At 44.5% G+C, this 21,856-nt stretch carries 20 protein-coding genes; 7 read left to right on the top strand and 13 right to left on the bottom strand.

Going from position 1 to position 21,856, the window contains the following annotated elements; translation table 11 throughout:
• The first annotated feature begins 45 nt into the window (after positions 1-45).
• Positions 46-576, top strand: a complete 531-nt coding sequence (gene smrB / locus R7127_RS19515) for an endonuclease SmrB (RefSeq protein WP_005380539.1) — start codon at positions 46-48, stop codon at positions 574-576.
• A gap of 96 nt (positions 577-672) precedes the next feature.
• On the opposite strand, the gene sixA is transcribed toward smrB, so the two are convergent.
• Entirely contained in the window at positions 673-1,137 is a 465-nt protein-coding gene (gene sixA, locus R7127_RS19520) for a phosphohistidine phosphatase SixA (protein WP_005380537.1), read from the bottom strand.
• A gap of 374 nt (positions 1,138-1,511) precedes the next feature.
• On the opposite strand from sixA, the gene R7127_RS19525 reads away from it, so the two are divergent.
• Together R7127_RS19525 and R7127_RS19530 are read left to right on the top strand one after the other, a co-directional pair.
• Positions 1,512-4,289, top strand: a complete 2,778-nt coding sequence (locus R7127_RS19525; protein ID WP_318142065.1) for an insulinase family protein — start codon at positions 1,512-1,514, stop codon at positions 4,287-4,289.
• 166 nt (positions 4,290-4,455) lie between these two features.
• A complete protein-coding gene (locus R7127_RS19530) occupies positions 4,456-4,710 on the top strand; it encodes a hypothetical protein (RefSeq protein ID WP_005384444.1) in 255 nt (84 codons plus the stop codon).
• Between the two features lie 62 nt (positions 4,711-4,772).
• On the opposite strand, the gene fadJ is transcribed toward R7127_RS19530, so the two are convergent.
• Complete coding sequence (gene fadJ, locus R7127_RS19535) at positions 4,773-6,884, bottom strand: fatty acid oxidation complex subunit alpha FadJ (protein WP_172563529.1); 2,112 nt, start codon at positions 6,882-6,884, stop codon at positions 4,773-4,775.
• On the bottom strand, positions 6,884-8,191 hold the full coding sequence (gene fadI / locus R7127_RS19540) for an acetyl-CoA C-acyltransferase FadI (protein ID WP_005384447.1): 1,308 nt from the start codon (positions 8,189-8,191) through the stop codon (positions 6,884-6,886). Before fadI ends, fadJ begins: the two co-directional genes overlap by 1 nt.
• Positions 8,192-8,911: 720 nt before the next feature.
• Here fadI and R7127_RS19545 point away from each other — a divergent pair.
• From R7127_RS19545 to R7127_RS19560, 4 genes are all read left to right on the top strand, one after another.
• Positions 8,912-9,487, top strand: coding sequence for a sigma-70 family RNA polymerase sigma factor (locus tag R7127_RS19545; protein WP_033907378.1), 576 nt, complete (start codon positions 8,912-8,914; stop codon positions 9,485-9,487).
• Complete coding sequence (locus R7127_RS19550; protein WP_025767180.1) at positions 9,480-10,211, top strand: DUF3379 domain-containing protein; 732 nt, start codon at positions 9,480-9,482, stop codon at positions 10,209-10,211. Before R7127_RS19545 ends, R7127_RS19550 begins: the two co-directional genes overlap by 8 nt.
• A 297-nt stretch (positions 10,212-10,508) precedes the next feature.
• The gene (locus R7127_RS19555; protein ID WP_149192451.1) at positions 10,509-11,786 is read left to right on the top strand and encodes an outer membrane protein transport protein; all 1,278 of its coding nucleotides are present in this window, start codon (positions 10,509-10,511) and stop codon (positions 11,784-11,786) included.
• A 309-nt stretch (positions 11,787-12,095) separates the two neighbouring features.
• Complete coding sequence (locus tag R7127_RS19560) at positions 12,096-13,412, top strand: outer membrane protein transport protein (protein ID WP_042522518.1); 1,317 nt, start codon at positions 12,096-12,098, stop codon at positions 13,410-13,412.
• 74 nt (positions 13,413-13,486) lie between these two features.
• On the opposite strand, the gene R7127_RS19565 is transcribed toward R7127_RS19560, so the two are convergent.
• The 10 genes from R7127_RS19565 to ccmA form a co-directional block, all read right to left on the bottom strand.
• Entirely contained in the window at positions 13,487-14,260 is a 774-nt protein-coding gene (locus tag R7127_RS19565; protein WP_005380523.1) for a VacJ family lipoprotein, read from the bottom strand.
• Between the two features lie 216 nt (positions 14,261-14,476).
• On the bottom strand, positions 14,477-15,691 hold the full coding sequence (gene ccmI, locus R7127_RS19570; RefSeq protein WP_017820807.1) for a c-type cytochrome biogenesis protein CcmI: 1,215 nt from the start codon (positions 15,689-15,691) through the stop codon (positions 14,477-14,479).
• Positions 15,691-16,176 carry a cytochrome c-type biogenesis protein gene (locus R7127_RS19575; protein WP_005380519.1) on the bottom strand — a complete coding sequence of 162 codons (486 nt, stop codon included), beginning with the start codon at positions 16,174-16,176 and terminating at the stop codon, positions 15,691-15,693. The genes ccmI and R7127_RS19575 overlap by 1 nt, the downstream gene beginning before the upstream one ends.
• Positions 16,173-16,727 carry a DsbE family thiol:disulfide interchange protein gene (locus tag R7127_RS19580; RefSeq protein WP_005380518.1) on the bottom strand — a complete coding sequence of 185 codons (555 nt, stop codon included), beginning with the start codon at positions 16,725-16,727 and terminating at the stop codon, positions 16,173-16,175. Before R7127_RS19580 ends, R7127_RS19575 begins: the two co-directional genes overlap by 4 nt.
• A 1-nt stretch (position 16,728) precedes the next feature.
• The gene (locus R7127_RS19585) at positions 16,729-18,705 is read right to left on the bottom strand and encodes a heme lyase CcmF/NrfE family subunit (RefSeq protein WP_017635943.1); all 1,977 of its coding nucleotides are present in this window, start codon (positions 18,703-18,705) and stop codon (positions 16,729-16,731) included.
• On the bottom strand, positions 18,702-19,187 hold the full coding sequence (gene ccmE, locus R7127_RS19590; RefSeq protein ID WP_005380516.1) for a cytochrome c maturation protein CcmE: 486 nt from the start codon (positions 19,185-19,187) through the stop codon (positions 18,702-18,704). Before ccmE ends, R7127_RS19585 begins: the two co-directional genes overlap by 4 nt.
• A complete protein-coding gene (ccmD, locus tag R7127_RS19595; protein WP_005380515.1) occupies positions 19,184-19,390 on the bottom strand; it encodes a heme exporter protein CcmD in 207 nt (68 codons plus the stop codon). The genes ccmE and ccmD overlap by 4 nt, the downstream gene beginning before the upstream one ends.
• An 11-nt stretch (positions 19,391-19,401) precedes the next feature.
• Positions 19,402-20,145: a heme ABC transporter permease gene (locus R7127_RS19600; protein WP_005380513.1), complete on the bottom strand. Its 744-nt coding sequence runs from the start codon at positions 20,143-20,145 to the stop codon at positions 19,402-19,404.
• 109 nt (positions 20,146-20,254) lie between these two features.
• Positions 20,255-20,923 (bottom strand): heme exporter protein CcmB, encoded by a 669-nt coding sequence (gene ccmB, locus R7127_RS19605; RefSeq protein ID WP_005380512.1) that lies wholly within the window; start codon positions 20,921-20,923, stop codon positions 20,255-20,257.
• A gap of 1 nt (position 20,924) precedes the next feature.
• Entirely contained in the window at positions 20,925-21,542 is a 618-nt protein-coding gene (gene ccmA, locus R7127_RS19610) for a cytochrome c biogenesis heme-transporting ATPase CcmA (protein ID WP_005380511.1), read from the bottom strand.
• Positions 21,543-21,856 lie beyond the last annotated feature (314 nt).

A 21,856-nucleotide genomic window follows, 5' to 3' on the forward strand; every position in this document is an offset into this window, starting at 1 on the left:
GCTACAATACTGCCAATAAAGTTTATTAATGAAATTGTTTACCTAATGAGCAAAAAAGACACCGAGAACGATGACGATTTCGCCTTGTTTCAGGAAGCAGTACAGGGCGTAAAAAAGTTGCGACAGGATACCATAATCCAGCAACCAAAAAAAAATACTAAGCAAAAAGAAATCAAGCGCTCCAACCGTGAAGCGAGTGACTCTGAATTTTACTTTTCAGACGAGTTTGTCCCTCTATTAAACGATGAAGGTCCAACTCGTTATGCACGTGACGACGTCTCCACTTATGAAGTCAAACGTCTACGTCGTGGCGTGTATGTACCGGACGTGTTCCTCGATATGCACGGCATGACACAGCAAGAAGCAAAACGCGAGCTTGGTGCGATGATAGCCTATTGCATCAAAAACGAGATTCATTGTGCGTGTGTGCAACATGGTATTGGGAAACACATCCTGAAACAGAAAGCCCCACTTTGGTTAGCACAGCATCCTGACGTTATGGCTTTTCACCAAGCGCCACTAGAATTTGGTGGTGATGGTGCGTTGTTAGTGTTGCTTTCTATTCCTGAAAAGTAACAGGCTTGCTGTAGACACGACGAAACGAAAAGGCAGGGATCTCCTGCCTTTCTTATTCTGTCTCTAATTTGCAAACGCTTATTTTGGTTTAGACACTTATGGCGTAATATGCCAAAGCACTTCACCATTTTGTGTTTGTAAATCATATTCAATGCACACTAGCCCTGATGTAGGAAACATCGGTGGTGTCATGTCTTTTACAAACTCTGAAGTCAGATAACCGACCAAAGGCAAATGCGATACGAACAAAAGCGAGTCCAATTGTTCGACTTCGATTAATGCACTTGCGAAATCGAAGACATGCTCGGACTGGCCATAAGGTGTAATATCTTCACAAGTTTCAATGCTTTTTGCAGAGAAATACGCACTGATCTCTTGCCAAGTTTGTTGAGCTCTAATGTACGGACTCACCAACACTTTATCGAATTGCGCAAAACCCTGTTCTTTACAGGCTCTCGCAACCGCTTCTGATTCGACTCTGCCTCTTGGGGTCAATTGTCGTGCTGCGTCTGAATCTGCAAAATGCTCGGCTTCACCGTGACGCATGATGAATATTTTCATGTTATTTCCTAGGGATAGCTAACGCTACCAAAAGGTTGACTGCTATCTTTATTAGATAGACGGGGCTAACTTTAACAATGACGAAACAAAAATACTGATATAATTATCTGTTCATTATACCAATTCGCTTGTTAAAGATAGCGACTTTCTTAACAATCTATTAAAAGAATGTACTCAGTTCATCACACTATTTAACTGTGCAATGAGTTCAGAGCATTCACTCAAACAGTTCTTACCCATACGCAAACGCGATGGGCCTGTGCAGAAGTCTACGAATAACAAAAATACGGCAAGCAGTATTTGTCGAAACGCAAACTTTGCGCCCCCCGCGAGGGGAGCCTAAATTACTGTAATGCGAAATCTGGAGACGCATCGTGCATCTAAGTCCTAACGATTCAAATCAATACCGCTACATTACCTTGAGCAATGAACTGCGTGTACTGCTGATTCATTCCGATACAGCTCAACAGTCGGCAGCTGCTCTGGCAGTGAACGTTGGACACTTCGACGACCCAAACGATCGCCAAGGTCTGGCACACTATTTAGAACACATGCTTTTTTTGGGTACGGAAAAATACCCTAAAGTGGGCGAGTTTCAAAGCTATATTAGCCAACACGGTGGAACAAACAACGCTTGGACTGGTACAGAGCACACTTGTTTCTTTTTCAATATTGCTCCAAATGCCTTTGAAAGTACCTTAGATCGATTTAGCCAATTCTTTACCGCACCTTTGTTTAACGAAGAAGCATTAGACAAAGAGCGACAGGCTGTCGACTCCGAATACAAGCTCAAACTTAATGATGATTCTCGTCGCCTGTATCAAGTTAACAAAGAAGTCATCAATCCAGAGCACCCGTTTTCAAAATTCTCTGTCGGAAACTTAGATACTCTTGGCGACCGAGATGGTAAATCCATCCGCGACGAAATTGTAGAGTTTCACCACTCTCAGTATTCCGCCGATTTGATGACACTGACTCTATTTGGGCCACAGTCGCTCGATGAACAGCAAGCTTGGGTAGAAACCATGTTTGCCGACATCCCAAATCACCGCCTTCGTGGAAAATCGATTGATGTACCGATAGGCACTGAGGAAAGCACGGGCATTTTGGTTCAAGTCGAGCCGCTCAAAGAGTTCCGTAAACTGATTCTCATATTCCCCATGCCGGGAATGGATGCGCATTATAGCGTGAAGCCACTCTCCTACTTTGCTCACCTGTTGGGTTATGAAGGAGAAGGCAGTTTGATGCTTCAACTCAAAGAAAAAGGCTGGATTACTTCTCTCTCAGCGGGCGGCGGCGCGAGTGGCAGTAACTACCGAGACTTTACCGTAAGCTGCACCCTGACGCCAAACGGCTTAGATCATGTTGATGATATCGTTCAAGCAGTTTTTCAATACCTCTCGATGATCAAACAAGACGGGTTAGATGAATGGCGCTATCTCGAAAAACAAGCGGTATTAGAATCGGCTTTTCGCTTCCAAGAGCCATCGCGCCCAATGGATCTCGTCAGCCATCTGGTGATCAACATGCAGCACTATCAACCGGAAGACACGGTTTATGGTGACTACAAAATGGCGGGCTACGATGAGGAGTTACAGCGTTCATTGCTGCGATACTTAACCATCGATAATGTACGCGTCACTTTGATTGCTAAAGGCCTGGAATACAACCGTACTGCCGAATGGTACTTTACCCCCTACTCCGTCACGCCTTTTAGTGAAGACCAACGTCGTTTCTATCAACAAATCGATCCAAGCTGGCAATTCGTCTTACCGAAAAAGAACCCTTATATTTGCTACGACCTCGACCCCATGCCACTCGAAAATGGTGACTCGCTGCCAGAGTTGATTGAGGATCTCGAAGGGTTTCGGCTGTGGCATTTGCAAGATGACGAATTTCGCGTGCCTAAAGGTGTCGTTTATGTCGCTATCGACAGCTCTCATGCCGTTGCATCACCAAAGAACATCGTCAAAACGCGCTTATGTGTAGAGATGTTCCTCGATTCGCTAGCAAAAGAAACCTATCAAGCAGAAATCGCAGGGATGGGTTACAACATGTACGCTCACCAAGGTGGCGTGACCTTAACCCTCTCTGGGTTCAGTCAAAAGCTGCCTCAGTTGCTGGAAATGATTCTGCACCGTTTTGCTTCTCGAGATTTCAGCCCTGCTCGCTTTGAAACCATCAAACAACAACTGTTACGAAACTGGAGAAATGCTTCACAAGATCGCCCTATTTCGCAGCTGTTTAACGCACTTACTGGGTTACTTCAACCCAATAACCCGCCTTTCGCAACCTTAGTCGAAGCGCTAGAAGAAATCGAAGTCGATGAACTCTCGGTATTCGTAGAATCCATTCTTGCAGAACTGCACGTTGAAATGTTTGTTTACGGAGACTGGCAACGCCAGCAAGCCCATGACATGGCTACGACCTTGAAGGATGCTCTAAGAGTTAACGAGCAACGTTATGAAGAGGCACTTCGTCCGCTCATTATGCTAGGTAAAAATGGCAGTTTTCAACGTGAGGTGCATTGTAACCAGCAAGATTCCGCGGTCGTTATTTACCACCAGTGCGAGGATATTGAGCCTCGTAGTATCGCGCTATACTCATTGGCCAATCACCTTATGTCGGCAACGTTTTTCCATGAAATCCGTACCAAGCAGCAATTAGGTTACATGGTAGGCACTGGCAATATGCCGCTAAATCGTCACCCTGGTATTGTACTGTATGTGCAGTCACCTAATGCAGCACCGGCCGAGCTGGTTACCTCAATCGATGAGTTTTTAAATGCCTTTTATATGGTGCTGTTAGAGTTAAACGATTACCAATGGCACAGCAGTAAGCGCGGCTTGTGGAACCAAATAGCAACGCCGGACACCACACTTCGAGGACGGGCTCAACGTCTTTGGGTTGCGATAGGAAATAAGGACACTGAGTTTAACCAACGTGACAAGGTACTGGCGGAGTTGAAGAAGCTGACGCGCGCAGACATGATTCGCTTCGTTGTGAACGAATTGAAACCTCGTACTGCAAATCGTTTGATCATGCACTCTCAAGGTCAAGCGCATTCGGAGGCTCCGCGCATCCATCTAGGACAAGAAATAGGATCGATTGAAGAGTTCCAACTTCGGCCAAAAGATTGCGGCTTGGGGTGATCTAGTTGCGCAGAAATAAAATTGTCGATTACTAGAATGTACCTACAAACCCATGAGGTTGTCGGTCTCATAGATTGAATCGGCACCATAATTGGCAGAAAATTGAAATTACGCCATTGCGGCTTATCTCTAATTACCGCACTAAAAATAACTTAATGAGGTAATCATGAAAAAAGCACTTTTACTAGTGGCTCTTATACTGCCATTGGCATCTGCTCACGCTGAAATCTCAGTCAAAGGCGATGGCTTCGAATTAAGTGACGACTGTGTGCGCCTTAGCGGAGACAATGTATCCATCAAATCAGATGATTGCTCTTCAAAGCAGTGGAATGATAAAGACAAAAAAGGTAACAGCAGCGTTCACGGGGACGACAACCCAGGTAAAGGCCACAATAAAGATAAGAAAGACAAGAAGAAGTAACCATTTCTTCTTTATGAAAAAGGCTTGCCACTGGCAAGCCTTTTTCTCTACCGAAGCAACGTTTAATAGAACGTTGTCCCTTCACCAGCTCGAGTAAGCAAACCATCACATGGCGCGTAACGATCGCCATACTTCGATGCAAACTCATTCATTTTCTCTACGAGCTCTTTAATGCCAAATTGGTCCATGTAACGGAACGGACCACCCAAGAACGGTGGGAAACCAATACCAAATATCGCGCCAATATCACCGTCACGTGGCGAGCGAATGATGCCATCATCCAAACAACGTACCGCTTCATTCAGCATTGGCAGCACACAGCGCAACGCAATATCGTTATCGCTTAGCTTAGATTCAGGGTCGAGCTTAAGCAGTTTGTAAATCGATTTGTCGACATCTTTCTTCTTGCCCTTGTAAGTGTAAAAGCCCTTACCACTCTTGCGTCCTTTACGTCCATCATTTAACAAGATATCAAACACATCCGGGCCTTTGAATCGGTCACCTAACTCATTAACCAGAATCGGCATAATTTTCGCGCCAATGTCGACACCGACTTCATCCAGTAAGGTAATCGGGCCGACAGGGAAACCAAAGTCAAGCAACGCCGTATCAATCTTTTCGATCGGTTCGTTAGCCAACAAAATATGCGCCGCTTCGTTCATGTATGGCGCAAGAATGCGGTTCACGTAAAAGCCCGCTTTGTCTTTCACTACGATCGGGGTTTTACCTTGCTTCTTAGCAAGTGCAACAACTGTTGAAACGGTTTCATCTGACGTCGTTTCATGCGGAATCACTTCCACCAAAGGCATTTTTTCTACTGGGCTGAAGTAATGCAAACCAACTACGTTTTCTGGACGCTCTGCTTTTTCTGCAATTTTGTGGATAGGCAACGAAGAAGTATTGGTCGCAAAGATAGTTTCTGTCTTAGCGTTTGCTTCAATGTCCGCCACCATTTTTTGCTTAAGATCTAAGTCTTCAAAAACGGCTTCAATTACGACATCAATATGATTAAAACTGGTAAAATCGACACCACCAGACAGTTGCAGCATTTTCGCTTGCAGATCGGCCTTGGATAGAATGCGACGTTTGCGCTGTTTCTCAAACAACTTGTAGTTGTAGTTGAGCGCATTTAAAACGCCATCGTTGCTAACGTCTTTGATGCGAACAGGTACTTTTGCTTTTGCAACAGACACATGGCTGATTCCGGCGCCCATCAGACCACCACCAAGCACACCAACTTTATGAACTGGTGCTGGTTTCGCATCCGTGCCATTTTCTTTCTTCATTTCTGTTGTGGCAAAGAAGATCGAACGGAGCGCTTTTGACTCTGAGCTCATCACAAGCTCACCGAAGCGCTTCGCTTCAAGTTCTTGACCTTTAGCGAAGCCTTTCTCTAAGCCATGTTGAATAACTTCTAGAATTGCAACCGTTGCTGGATAGTTACCGCGAGTTTTTTGATTCGTTTTCTTCGCAGCTTGCTCAAATACAAACTTGCGCCCTAGCCCGCTACCAGACATCACCTTTTCTTTCGTCGATAGCTTTTTCGTGCCCTTGTTTTTACCTTTGTCGATAAACTGTTTTGCTACGTCGAGCAAAATGGTGTCAGGCACACAGGCGTCCACAACGCCCAGTTTTTTAGCTTTCTTCGCACGAAGTTGTTTGCCCGTCAGGATCAAGTCCAACGATGATAACAGGCCAATCAAACGTGGCAGACGCTGAGTACCACCAGAACCTGGCAATAAACCAAGTTGTACTTCTGGCAGACCTAAACGCGTTTTGTCAGAATCCGTACAAACACGATAATCACATGCAAGAGCCAGTTCTAAACCACCGCCCAAACATGGGCCATGAATGGCCGCAACGACAGGATACGGTAAGTCCGATAGCTGCTGGAACAACTCCTGACCCTGCCTTGCTAAGGCTTCCGCTTCACTTGCTGTGGTGCATGCTTCTAGCATTCTAACATCTGCGCCCGCAACAAAATTGTCCGGTTTTAGGGAGTGGATGATCATCCCTTTAATACCACTGGAGTCTTTTAGCTGAGCAAAAATTTCTTTCATTTCGTCAGCAAAAGCCGCCTGCAGCGTATTCATTTTTTCATTAGGAACATCGATGGCTAACCAAGCAATATTTTGCTCATCAACCTTTAGACTAAATGCTTTTTGCTCGCTCATTACTCAACCTCCAGAATCATTGCCGCACCAAGACCACCAGCAGCACATGCGGTATTCAATGCAATACCACCGCCACGGCGTTTTAGCTCTCGTAGGGTTTGCGTCATCATACGCGCACCAGTCGCAGCAAATGGGTGACCATAAGCAATTGATCCGCCAAGCACGTTGAACTTATCCATATCAATTTCACCAATCGCTTTTGAGCGACCAAGGTTTTCTTGAGCAAACTTATCGGAAGCAAACATCTTCACATTCGCCAATGCTTGAGCAGCAAAGGCCTCGTGCATGTCGATCAACGTCAGGTCTGACAGTTCCAAGCCTGTATTTTCAAGCACTTTCGCTGTGGCATAAGTCGGCCCCATCAGCATGTCCTTTTCCACGCCGATAGCAGAGAATGCATAACCTCGGATGTAACCAAGAATCTCCATTCCGAGCTCTTTCGCTTTACCTTCTCGCATCAACATCACTGCCGCACCACCATCAGTCAATGGCGTACTGTTCGCAGCCGTAACACTGCCATACTGACGATCAAACGCAGGTCGCAATTTCGCGTATCCCTCAACCGTTGAGTCATGACGGATATTGTTGTCTTCCGAAATCCACTTTTTGTATGGTTCAGGGAAAGCCGTCATCACTTCATCTTGGATTTTTCCTTCTTTCCAAGCTTGAGAAGCCAGCGTATGAGAACGATGTGCAAGCGCATCCTGTTCTGCGCGAGAAATACCATGTGTTTTAGCCATTTGCTCTGCAGTTTGTCCCATGGATAAACCCGTAGAGTACTCTGCTACTGCTGGTGGCACTGGCATCAGGTCTTTAAAGCTCAAGTTTTTGAGTATACTAAGCTTCTGACCCATTGTTTTTGTCTTACTAAGAGCAAGCAGATTAGCGGCCAATTTCTTTGATACGCCAATAGGCAGGACGGAAGAAGAGTCTGCACCGCCAGCAATACCAATATCGATGGTTCCCGCCATGATGCTTTCTGCGACATTAACTGCCGCTTGAAAACTCGTTGCACACGCTCGAGTCACACTGTAAGCATCAGTATGGATGTTCATACCGGTGCCTAACACGATTTCTCGTGCGATGTTTGGCGCTTCAGGCATTTGTACTACTTGTCCAAATACCACTTGTTCGATTAGCTTCGGATCAATATCTGTTCGAGCAAGCATTTCGCTTACTACCATTTTCCCTAAATCGACCGCTGGCACTTGGCTAAATTCCGTGCTTTGACGAGCAAAGGGAGTTCGAAGCCCCGCGACAATAGCGACACGCTCACCATTGCGTGTTTTTACTTCCTGCTTGCCCATTGTTTCTCCTTAAATACAAGAGGTCTGACCTGATGCATTGTAATGAATTTGTTAAATTTATCAAACATGCGTTTAAATAAACGTGAAGCAAGTAGTTCAATTACTCTACTTCTTTGATTCTTATGCGATTACTAATGGTTAACTATAGAGAGTTAAAACGGTAAGAGGTATACGGAAAGTAAAATCGAAGCAAAAAAAAACCACACATAACTGTGTGGTCGGAATATCTATAAAACAATTAACTTACGCCAATTGAAAAGTAATCAGTTTCCTGATTAGGAGAAAGTAAAGTCAGCCTTCAAAAGGAAGTGTCATCTTGCTCAACATGTTAGTCGCAATGACTAACGAGATGACAAGGTGTACTATAACCCCTTCACTGCTTGATATTTTGAAATAGATCAATTTTATAGTGATTTTACGAGTTTTAAGCTCACCTAAAGCGATTATTGATTCAAAACAATTCAAGAATCCACCATCAGAAGTCCCTTTTAATGCTCCATCGAGTGAACTTATCCAAGCCATTGATTACTAATGATGATATTGTTAACAATATATATCAATTCGTGTTCGATGATATCTGACATTTGCGTATACACTTTTAGGTAACCACATGGCTTATTGTGTCAAAGGGGTTGCATGACAAATCCTGCAACCAAAACCGCTAGGCGATGAAGCAAGTAAAGTCATGCTCAGAACAAATAAGAAACTCACAGAGCGAGGATGGAGGCTCCTGTGGCCATATTAAAAATGTTTGGAAAGAAAAATTCCAACAGTCCGGTCAACTCTGATATGGACAAGCAAAGAAAATACGAAGCGCTCGTCCGAGGGTATCATCGTGACTTGTACCGCTACGCATATTGGTTGTGCAAAGATAAAGCGGTCGCGGAAGATCTAGTTCAGGAAACCTGTCTTAGAGCTTGGAAGTCACTCGATAGCCTCCAGGACGAAAAAGCTGCCAAGTCTTGGCTCATCACAATATTGAGACGAGAAAATGCGCGCCGCTTCGAACGTAAACAATTTGATTTAGTTGATATCGATGATTACGGCAATGATGCTAAAGTCAGCGATGAACCACATCATCAGCAAGAATGGCTGCAGGCACAGATCATGAAGCTCGATGTTGAATACCGTGAGCCTTTATTTCTCCAAGTTGTTGGTGGTTTCAGTGGAGAAGAAATTGGTGACATTCTTGATTTAAATAAAAACACAGTGATGACTCGACTATTTCGCGCTCGTAATCAACTTAAAGAGATGTTGGATTCTCAAGATACCAAGAGAGGACAAAAGAATGGATGATTTAGAATTTCGTCGTCGTATTTTGTCGGATCCAAAACAAAAGGATGAAGAGATTCTGCAAGCTTTAGCTGGTAGCGACGCCAACAATAAGTTTGTTGATGACGTTTTGGATCTCGATGTAAAAATTAAACAAGCCATGAATGTGGATGTACCCGAAGATCTCGCAGATAAGATTTTATTTAGCCAGACGTCGAGTGCACTTGATGAAGAGAAGGTCGTAAGACCAAACTTTGTCCGCAAAGCAATGGCACTTGCCGCTTCTATTGCGTTCACCGCAGGGTTATTAGTTGGCCAAGTAAACTGGGGAAATGTTTTGGTGTCTCCAGCACAAGCCAGTTTAGCGGATACCGCGATGAAACACGTTATTCATGAAGAACCGTTTGTTCGTCATCTTGATGAGGATGTACCGAGCTCGCAAATTAATGCGAAAATGTCGCCATTTCATTACCAGTTTAGTGAAAACTTTCCATATCACGTTTACTACCTAAACCACTGCGGTTTTGGTGAATCCAATGCGGTGCATATGGTGTTCCAAGGTCCAAAAGGTAAAGTAACGTTATTTATTACTGGTATTCCAAGCGAACAAAGTACCGACTTTAATAAGGATGGCATGACCGGAATCGTTCAGCCCGTCGGGAGTTCAAGCCTGATTTTAGTCGGGGAAGAAGGTGAAAATATTGATGCGCTCGCTACGACTCTTGCATCAATGATTAAGCCGATGTAACAACTTCGACGATTTCCAGCCTTCAAAAGGTTAAATGCCGCTAAATGATCTTATTTAGCGGCATTTTTGTATAAATAGAACGCAAAACATTCACCATCGCTATACCATTTAGAGCTTAAACTCTAAATTATGCATTTTAAGTGCAATTTCCCGTCTTTTAGACATCATTTCTGCAATTTTTATTCAATTTTATCCAATGGTCGGATTTGTCCAAGCAATTATTGATACTACTATCTGCGCCACTGAGAAAAAGCTCAATTTATCGTCCAAAGAGACGAATCTAATAAGGAAAAACAAATGACTCAGAACACGCGTCTGTTTAAAAAGACTCTCCTAGCAGTAACGGTAGCTTTTGCCTCAGGTCAATCGATGGCAGCGGGTTTCCAAATCAACGCTCAATCAGCAACTGGCATCGGCCGTGCATTTGCTGGTGATGCAGTAATCGCAGATAATGCAGCAGTAATGGCTCGTAACCCAGCAGCAATGGCTCTGTTTGATAAAATGGAACTTTCGCTAGGTTTCGAAAGCATTACTTCAATGATTGAAGTGAAAGATGCGAAATATTGTGGTTCAACGTGCCAAGTAGCACCAACACTGTTCAAGCCTGTCGACTCAAACTATGACGACGCTGGCGATACTTCTATTGCACCGAACATTCATCTAATCGTTCCTGTAAATGACAAGTTTGCATGGGGCGTAAACGCATACTCTAATTTCGGTACTAAAACAGAATTCGACAATAGCTTTGCGGCAAAAGAATATGGCGGCTTAACTGATGTTAAGAGCGTAAACTTTGGCCTTGCAGGTTCTTACCGTCTCAATGAACAATGGAGCTTTGGTGCTGGTTTAGATTTAATCTACGGCCAAGGTACAATGAAGCGTGAACATGCTGCAATAGGCACACTCGTCGATGTAGACGAAGCTGATGGTTGGGCTGTAGGTTTCAATGTTGGTACTGTGTACGAGCTAGATGAAAACAATCGATTTGGTCTTGCATACCGTCATAGTCCAGAAATGGAAGCAAAAGACGATAAAGGTCAAAAAATCACACTACCTTTACCAGATATGGCCGAGTTCTCCGGCTTCCACAAAATTCAAGACACTAAGTTTGCTGTACACTACAGCATCCAATACATTGGCTGGGAAACTTTCGATCAAATTGAATTCTCTAACTTAAAAGGCTCTCCTCTTGGCTCATCGTACGATAAACAGTACCAGTGGCAAGATGGTTGGCACTACTCGATTGGTGGTACATATTACCTAAGTAATAACTGGACACTTCGTGCTGGTTACATGTACGACACGAGCGCCCAAGCTGACTTAACGTCTGTTTCCGTTCCTGACTCAGATCGCCAATGGTTCTCTACCGGCTTTACTTATCACATTGATAGTAAATCAAATGTCGACTTTGGCTTTACGTACCTAATGGGTAAAGATGTTGAGGTAAATGAATCAACACCTAACCCAATGTACAACCCAAGTGACGCTCAAAGCCCTCAAAATATCTCGAGCTTGTCAGCAACAACACGCGCTGATGCTATTCTATTCGGCTTACAATACAGCCGTAGCTTCTAAACGCTTCGCTGTTAGTTAGTAGAAAAATACTTTATATAAAAGGCTGGATTTCCAGCCTTTTTTCATATCTGCGATTTATTGCCCACTCAATTTGAGTGAACACGTGTATCTAAATCTCACAATTAGGACGCACAGCTGTTCGCTGAATTCCGTTTACAAGCCTTTCACAGTTAGATAATTAAACCACCCAATCAACACTTGAAAGCATAATATTCCAAATGACTACTTATGCTGGATTTTCATTTCTAAAGTAAAAACTCTACCTTTAAACTTTTGTCCCACGTTATAAACAAATCAGCGAACATTCGAATGAAAACCAACAAGACTCTTCTATCAACAGCAGTGGCATTAAGCCTACTTGGCGCAACGGGCATGGCTAACGCAGCAGGTTTCCAACTTGCTGAATATTCTGCAACAGGCCTAGGTCGAGCATATGCTGGTGAAGCTGCAATGGCTGACAACGCAAGTGCACAATGGCGTAACCCAGCAATGCTAACTTATTTGGAAGGCACTCAAGTGTCCGTTGGTGCAATCTATGTGAACCCAAATATTGATATTGAAGGTGATGTAAACTTCCACGGTAGCACTTCTTCTGCATCTTCAGATGACTTCGCACATGATGCAATCATTCCAAACTTCTACCTATCACACCAATATAATGAGAAATTCGCGATTGGTTTGGCATTTGGCACCAACTACGGCATGGAAACCGATTTAGGTAAAGGCTTTGGTGCCTCGCACTTCGGTAACGAAGCAAGCGTAACGACAATGGAAGCGAACTTGAACGCAGCTTACAAAGTCAATGAATCAATCAGCGTTGGTGGTGGTATCCGTTACATCATCGGCGAAGGCAGCTTTGGCGCAGCAGCTCCTAAGAATAACGTTGTAGGGTTAAATCCTGAAACTAATCAACCAATCAGTGTTCCTCAAGGTACCGCTCTAAAATACATGGAAGGTGACGATACCGCTTGGGGCTGGCAAGTTGGTACAGCATGGCAGATCAATGAAAATAACCGTATCGGCTTCGCGTACAAATCTGAAGTTGAACTGAAGCTTGAAGGCCATGCTGAAGGTCTTGGTTTTGGCTTCGGTACTTCTGAACGCGACAACGGCTACATGTATCTAAACCTGCCTGCAACGGCTGAGTTGGCAAGCTTCCACCAAGTAACAGACCAACTTGCATTACACGCAAGCGTTAACTGGACGGATTGGAGCTCTTTCGAGAAATTGGAAGCACGTCTAGATACTGCTGGCACGCATATGGTTAAAGTAGAAAACTGGGAAGACAACTATCGCTTTGCCGTTGGTGCCACTTACCAGCTTGATCCTAAGCTAGCGCTACGCACTGGTATTGCATACGATACTTCAGCGGTAAGCGACAAAAACCGTACGATCACTATTCCAGAAACTGACCGCACTTGGCTAAGTATTGGCGCAACGTACGATTGGACGAAAGACTTCAGCCTAGACGCTGGCTTCACCTATATTTTTGCGAAAGACGCACCAATCGTTGAGTCTCGTGGTTACAAGTCAGACGACACTGCAGAACAAGTCGGCGGCCAATTTGTAGGCGAAACTACGGGTAATGTTTGGCTAATCGGTGTTCAAGCAAACTACCGTTTCTAACCAAGCTGCAAAATACAAAAAAGGCTTAGTATCAGCTAAGCCTTTTTTCATTTCTCTATTGTGAAGAACAACGCTTAAAAGTCTTCTAGATATTCATCTAAATACTCTTCTTCTTCGATGTTAACTTCTTCTACCGTTTCAACTTCTGCTTTAAAGTTTTGACGCTGGATATAAACATCGCGAGTTAGAATATATGGATCCGGCGACGAGTCTAGCTGCGCTTCTTGCGGTACTAATAAAGCACGCTTCTCCATTCCTTCAAACGCCCACTTACCCAAACTCGCCCAGAAGTTGAGATAAGAGAGGGGTAAATACGTACTATCTACGGTATCTGTCACTTCACGTAAGGTATACGGACCATAACCTGGAACCATGAAGTAAGGACCATTTCCAACACCATAGTGGCCTACTGCATCACTGAACGCTTTCTCGTCGTACTTCGTAATACCCGCGGCACTTGCAATATCGAATAAACCGAAAATACCGAACGTCGAGTTAATCCAAAAACGGTTAAAGTGGTCCACGGCTTTCGTACCATTACCCATGATTAAGTTATTAACCATGCTTGCTGGCTCATCTAAGTTCGATAAGAAGTTAGCGATACCAGAACGAATAGGAACTGGCGTGTATTCTACATACGCAAGTGATACAGGACGAACCAAATACGGATCTAAATATTCGTAGTTGAGTTCCCACATGGTTCGGTTAAAGCCTTCCAACGGGTCATACACATCAGAAGTCGTTTGATTTGTTTCTTGTCCTGTTACTGCTTCATCAGGCGCACTTGAACAGCCAACCAGTCCAACGGCTAACAGCAACAAGAAGGTAGATTTACCCTTGTTATACATTTTATTTTCCATAACGACTATTAATGTACCTAAGTCACCCCGATTAACCATTGTACGTATGTTGAGCAGGATACATAGTAAAGATGACTCAGATATGGGAATAAATAAAGGCCAGCAATCGCTGGCCTTCGGTATTCTACTCGATCGTTTAGAGTCATACCACTAAAGGCAACTGACTCTACCTCGTTGTCATGTTTCAGAGACAGATGTTAACAATTAATACTGCTGATCAATGGTCACTTCTACTGGTGCGCCAAATTCAACGACGTCACTTTCTCCGTGCCAATCTTGATCACGCGTTGCTACGTTACCGTCAGAATCTACACGCACACGGACGATTAGCTTATCGAGTGAAGATAACTTTTGCCCTTGCATCATGGCATTGCCATCATCTAATACGACTGTGCGAGGGAAAGTACCTAGCGGATAACGAGCAGCAGCCACAGGCATTGGAGAGCCATCTGAACGATGTACTGACACAATCAGAACTGCGTTTGGATCCAACTGAGCATTTGGTGCCACATTAATTGTCACAGCTACACTCTTATCCGGTGAAACCGCTTCGCCCATTTGCTTACGAGCACTCTCAATACTGCGTGACAACATCTCGTAGCGACTATCTTCTGGACCAATCATTTGCTGCATGATTCCCCAGTACTTTATGGCTGCCGGGAAGTCTTGACGCTCAAACGCATCGAACGCTAACAAAGAAAACACACGCAGATCGACATAGTCTTGCTGCATCAGCTTGCCGAGTAATGAGCGAGCCGTCGCTTGATCCATTTCCTCTTGAGACAGCATCAGAGCTTGTGCATAACCCAACATCACATCTGGGTCTTTTGGCTCTAGGCGGTACGATTTTTCCATCGCATCGATAGCTGTGGTGACATCACGATTTGCTAACGCAATACGACCTAGCAGTAACCAACCTGTCGAGTCTTCCGGCTGGTAATGTAAGCGAGTTCGAAGGGCTAGGGTCAAATCCGCCATTTCATCGTCACTCAGCGGCTCAGAAGAAGCCGACATCAGCTTTTTCGATAACTCAGGTAGATTTGCAGACACTTCTTGCCATTGAACAATATCGTCTGACGCGCCAAATTTATAATACAAGCCATAGCTCAGCACCACCGTCAGAATTACCGATGGAACTAAAACCGCGATTGGAGAAACCTTGGTTTCTTTTTGCGCTTTATCACCAGGGATATCATCAAGCAGTGATTGCTTTAGATCAGAAATCAGTTCGTCTTCACTTTCAACCAGACCTTCGTCAGTTTCTTCTGCAAGCTCAGATAGTCGGTCTTTATAAAATGCCTTGTTGAGCTCATCGCGTAACACATCATCATTGTTCGCTTTTTGTTTAAGCAGCGGCAAAGCCACCAGCGCACAAGCAATAAGCGTGAGAGCAACGGTGGAAATCCAAAATAGTGTCATTACTTCTTATCTCCGTTGTTCTCTTCTTCAAGCAATGCTTTTAAACGAGCTTCTTTTTGCTCATCCCATTGCTCGTCACTGCTCGCTTTTGCCTTAACTTTAGATTTACGGCTACGCAGCACAATCAAACCAAAACCACCCAGTACTACAGCGAGTGGCCCTAGCCACAAAATCGCAGTCGCGACCGTAAATGGTGGGTTGTAAGTCACGAAGTTACCGTAACGGGCGATCATGTAATCAACAATCTCATCTTTGGACTTCCCTTCTTTGGTCATTTCGTACACCTTATGGCGTAAGTCCTGAGCAAGTTCAGCGTTAGAATCCGAGATCGTGTTGTTCTGACATTTAGGGCAACGGAGCGTATGGCTTAACTCTTTGAACTGCTGTTCTTGTTCCAAATTATCAAACTCGTACACTTCAATGGCCGCATGAGCAGCAAGAGATAATGTCATCGCAGCAAAAACGGCAAGAATTAGCTTTCTCATTGCTTCGCCTCCTCAACCAATTTGTTGTAAAGCGGCTCCAGTGTTTCTGACCAATTACGTGGGTTTACATCCCCTACATGGCGATAGCGAATCACACCATTTGCATCAATAATGAATGTTTCTGGAGCACCATAAACGCCAAGGTCAAGGCCAAGCATACCACTGCCATCAAATAGGCTGATCAAGTACGGGTTGCCGAGATCATTCAGCCAACCTATTGCTTTATTACGATCATCTTTGTAATTCATACCGATGATCTTAACGCCCTTACCCGCCAATTCGTTTAGGTATTTATGCTCTGCATAACACGTTGGGCACCACGTTGCCCAAACGTTCAAGAGCAACGGTTCACCTTTAAAAATTGATTGGTCGTACTGTTTTCCAGGCTCAGCCAGGTCTTCTAAATGAAACTCAGGAACTGGCTTGCCAACCAAAACCGACTCCAATTTAGTTGGATCATCGCCCTCTTGGTTACGCATTAATTGGGTTGCGAAAATGCCCGCTAGAATCATGAAAGCGACAAGCGGAATAAATAAGATTTTCTTATTCATGTTATGCCTCCTGCTCTTTTGACTTCGCATTTTTCTTCGGCGATTTACGGAAGCGGTAGCGTTTATCAGAAATCGCTAGTGCGCCGCCTAATGCCATAATCAAAGAGCCAGCCCAAATCCAACGAACGAACGGTTTATAGTAAATACGAACAGCCCAAGATCGGTTGTCGTCTAAACGTTCACCCATTGCAATGTATAAGTCGCGGCTAATACCACGGTCAATGGCTGCTTCAGTCATCATAGACTTAGCCGTACGGTAGAAGCGCTTCTCTGCGTGAAGCGTATTCACGTATTTGCCATCGTGTGTGATCTCAAAGTCTGCGATGTAGCCATCGTAGTTTGGACCATCTTTATCACGCAAGCCTGAGAAGTAGAAATCATAGCCTTGAATTTGGAAGTGTTCGCCAGGTGCTAAACGTACATCACGCTCGATGCTGTAGTTCTGTACCATCGCAATACCGATAACAGATACCGCCAGACCAACATGACCCAACATCATTGCCCAGTGGCTACGTTGCAGCTTGCGAACACCTTCACTAAAGCTATGACGGTGCGTTGCGCGCTCGTACAGTTCAAAGCCATGCATCGCAATAATCCAAATCGCCATCACCCAACCAATGTAAGCCATGGTTGAGAAGAAATCGGCAAACAGGTACACGCATAGCGCGGCCAAGGCGAAAGCAAGCACACCTGAAACGAGCATTGGTTTCACAAGTTTAGATAAATTGTCTCGCTTCCAACGAATAAGAGGGCCAATACCAAGCAGGAAAGCAAATGGCATCATTAACCACGCAAATAGCATGTCAAAGAATGGCGCACCGATAGAGACCGACCCCAAACCAAGCTGCTTGTGTACGAGCGGCAACAGTGTCCCCACTAACACCACAACAAGAGCGGCGATAAGTAATACGTTGTTGGCTAAGAGCGCATTTTCACGTGAGACTAAGTCGAAGTTACCTCGTACACGCACTGCTGCCCCTTTTACGGCAAACAGCAATAAAGAGCCACCGATAACGAAAACGAGGAAGCCTAGAATAAACATACCGCGCGACGGGTCAGACGCGAACGCGTGTACCGATACTAAAATACCGGAACGGACTAAGAAGGTGCCCAACAAACTCAACGAAAATGCAGAGATTGCCAATAGTACCGTCCACGCTTTAAATGTGCCGCGCTTTTCTGTCACGGCAAGAGAGTGCATTAATGCGGTACCCGCTAACCAAGGCATGAATGATGCGTTTTCTACTGGGTCCCAGAACCACCAGCCACCCCAGCCAAGTTCGTAGTAAGCCCACCAAGAACCTAGTGCGATACCAAGTGTTAAGAATACCCATGCTGCGGTTGTCCAAGGACGAGACCAACGAGCCCAAGCAGTATCAAGGCGTCCGGTCATTAGGGATGCGATCGCAAAAGAGAATGCAACCGAGAAACCAACATAGCCCATGTAAAGCATTGGCGGGTGAACAATCAAACCAGGGTCTTGAAGCAGAGGGTTCAAGTCACGTCCGTCAACCGGGAAGAACGGTAACGTACGTAGGAATGGGTTCGACGTTAGGATGATAAACAGTAGGAAACCCACTGAGATCATGCCCATAACAGCAAGTACACGTGCAACCGACTCTTGCGGCATACCACGACTAAACGTCGCTACAGCGACAGTCCAAGCAGCTTGGATTAAAACCCATAGCAACAGTGAACCTTCGTGTGCACCCCATACTGCGGTTAAACGGTAGTACCAAGGAAGCTGACTATTCGAGTTGCTCGCTACATACTGTAACGTGAAGTCGTTGGTATAAAATCCCCAACATAAAATGGCGAAAGAGAACAACAGCATCAGGAACATAGACCAAGATAGCGGTCGCGCTGTGTTCATTAGCATGGTGTTATTATTCGATGCTCCCCACAATGGCAATACGCTCAACAGCACTGCCATTGCAAGCGAAAGAATGAGAGCAAAGTGACCGATTTCAGCAATCATTGGCCGCTTCCTTGTTTCTGTTCGGTGCTGTATTGAAGCGGTTCATGCGTTTTCTTCATCGCTTCTGCAATTTCTGGTGGCATGTATTCTTCATCGTGCTTCGCTAGGACCTCAAATGCCTCAACTGTCGTGGCATCTTTCAGTACACCTTGAGCAACAATACCCTGCCCTTCACGGAACAAGTCAGGAAGAATACCGTCATAGGTAATCGTCACTTTCGGACCGACATCGTGCAGGTCAAAACTCACTTTCAAAGAATTAGGATCTCGACGAACTGAGCCCACAACCACCATTCCACCGATACGCAGACGCTGGCCTACTTCTGGCTTGGTGCCATCTGGCTTACCATTAACCAATTCCGTTGGAGTGTAGAAAAGGTCCATATTTTGATTAAGCGCATAAAGTATCAAACCAATGGTGGCACTAATACCGATAAAGATCGCTAGTACAATACCTAGCCTCTTTTTACGTCTCGGGTTCATAAGGTGTTCTCCATGTTCTTCGCTGCGTCGATACGAGCTTGACGGTCAATTTTTGCTTTCACTTCTTTCAATAATGCATCACCGCGGCGAAGGCTAGTGATCAGAAGAATCAGCATGGATAAGAAAGTAATACCAAACGCACTCCATACGTATGATGCGTAGCCACCCATGGCAAAAAAGTCGCTCAGAGATTCAAAATGCATAATCAGTTACCTCACTGAGTTTGTTCTGTTGCGAGTTTGCGCACCCAAGGGCGGTGACTTTCTTTACTGATGATTTCGTTACGAAAACGGACCATCGTCACGGCACCAAAGAAGAACGCAAAGCCAAAGATGTTCAGCAATAACGGCCAAAGCATGTCGGATGAAATAGAAGGTTGTTCAAATTTCGTGATCGTCGCACCTTGATGAAGCGTGTTCCACCATTCCACGGAAAAGTGAATGATAGGTAGGTTTACTACGCCTACGATCGCTAAGATACCAGCGGCTTTTGCAGCGGTTTTTTGATCGTCAAACGCATGGTAAAGCGCAATCACACCAAGGTAGAGAAATAGAAGAATCAATTCAGATGTAAGACGGGCATCCCATACCCACCAAGTGCCCCACATAGGCTTGCCCCAAACAGCACCTGTAAGTAGAGCAATAAAAGTAAATACTGCACCAATCGGAGCCATCGCAAGTGCCGCCATATCAGATAGGCGAACTTGCCATACTAGGCCAATAAATGCAGCGATCGCCATCGACATATAAACGCCCATAGACCAAATAGCTGATGGGACATGAATGTAGATGATTCGGAAACTGTCACCTTGTTGGTAATCTGAAGGCGCAAATGCAAGCCCCCAAACCGTACCAACCGATAAGCATACGAGGGCCAATACAGAAAACCAAGGCAGAAACTTACCACTCAAACGATAAGCTGCTTCTGGCTTGGCATAAGGATGTAGCCATTTCCACATGTTTTGTTCTCACTCTTACTTCAGGGACACTGTCTAAAGGGTTGAGACCGTAGCAGTGCTTTAATAATAATTCTTTGATCAAGCGCCGCTTCATTGGCACTTTATTGAGTTAGTTAACACTAACTCGTAATGCGGCACTGATGGCAAAAGGCGTTAATGTCATCGCCCCCATTAGCATCGCACCTAAAATCGCTAGTTGACCGTTATACGCCATACCGAGTGCGGCAGCATCAATTGCCGATGTTGCGAAAATCAAAATTGGGATGTAGAGCGGAAGAATAAGCAAACTCAAAAGAACGCCACCCTTTTGCAACCCAACAGTCAACGCCACACCAATGGCGCCAATAAAACTTAGTGTTGGTGTACCGATCATCAAGGTTAATACAACCGATAGCCAAGTATTGAAGTCGAGCGAAAGTAAAACCGCCAATAATGGGCTAATTAAAATCAGAGGTAACCCTGTTAACAACCAATGTGCTATGACCTTTGAAACCACTACAAGTTGCAATGGAATCGGCATTAGCATCATTTGTTCTAGTGCACCGTCTTGAAAATCATCACGAAATAGACGCTCTAATGATAATAAGGCGGACAGCAATGCGGCAACCCAAACGATGCCCGCTGCAATACGTGCTAACAAATTAGGTTCTGGTCCAATACTCAGAGGAAAGAGAGTAATGACAATAATAAAGAACCACAGCGGGTTCAGAATGTCTGCCTGACGGCGAAATGCGATTAGGAGCTCACGACGAATGATGGTGGTCATCGAGGAAATCATATCAGTCACCCAGCTTTATTTTTCTAAGTTTCGGGCTGTCCGCAAACATATCTTGATGCGTCGTCAAGACAACAATACCGCCATTATCAGCATGACTTGCGAACAAAGATTCAAGCACCTTGACGCCTTGCTTATCAATGGCAGTCAACGGCTCATCTAAAATCCATAAAATTTGCTTACTGAGCCATAACCTTGCCAATGCGACTCGTCGTTGCTGACCTGCGGAAAGTTGTGCTACAGGTACATCTTCTCGACCAGCTAATCCTACTTGAGTCAAAGCGATGAAGATTTCTTCGTCTGAAGAGCGATTATTTTGAATAGATTGATAAAAACGTAAGTTTTCTAATGCGGTAAGCTCTCGTTTCACTCCTGTTTGATGTCCTAAGAAAAGCAGATCTTGATGGAAAACATCACGAGATTTTTCAACCTCTTCGCCTTTCCATTTAATGACACCTTCTTCTCTATCACCTAACCCTGTCACAATCCGTAGCAATGTAGTTTTACCAGTACCATTACGCCCTTCGATCTGGACCAATTCACCAGGCTTAATTTCAAACTGCAGGTTTTCAAACAGAACCCTTTCATCACGGATTGCTGTCAGGTTAGACACTTCTAACATAGAGCTTCAACTAAAAAATGAACGAGCCGCTATATTAGCACAGCTTAGTTATGACAAAACAGGATAAGAGGGCTAGGTTACATGTAAGTTCATGTATTTTTGTTAATTAATCATCACACTTTAATAAAATTAACTATAAGTAGTTATAAGCGCTCATTTTGAATTTGAGAGGCCAGAGCTAAGAGCAAGATCGACTGAAGGTTGTCTAGGGTTGTATTTAAGAAGAGCATTAGAGGCTATGACCCGTCCTGATATGGGTTGACACTTTTTAACTAAAACGCTCGATGTACTTCATCGGGCGTTTTGTATTTTAA

The organism is Vibrio sp. 1159 (genome assembly GCF_033340395.1).
In the GTDB taxonomy this organism is placed as follows: domain Bacteria; phylum Pseudomonadota; class Gammaproteobacteria; order Enterobacterales; family Vibrionaceae; genus Vibrio; species Vibrio alginolyticus.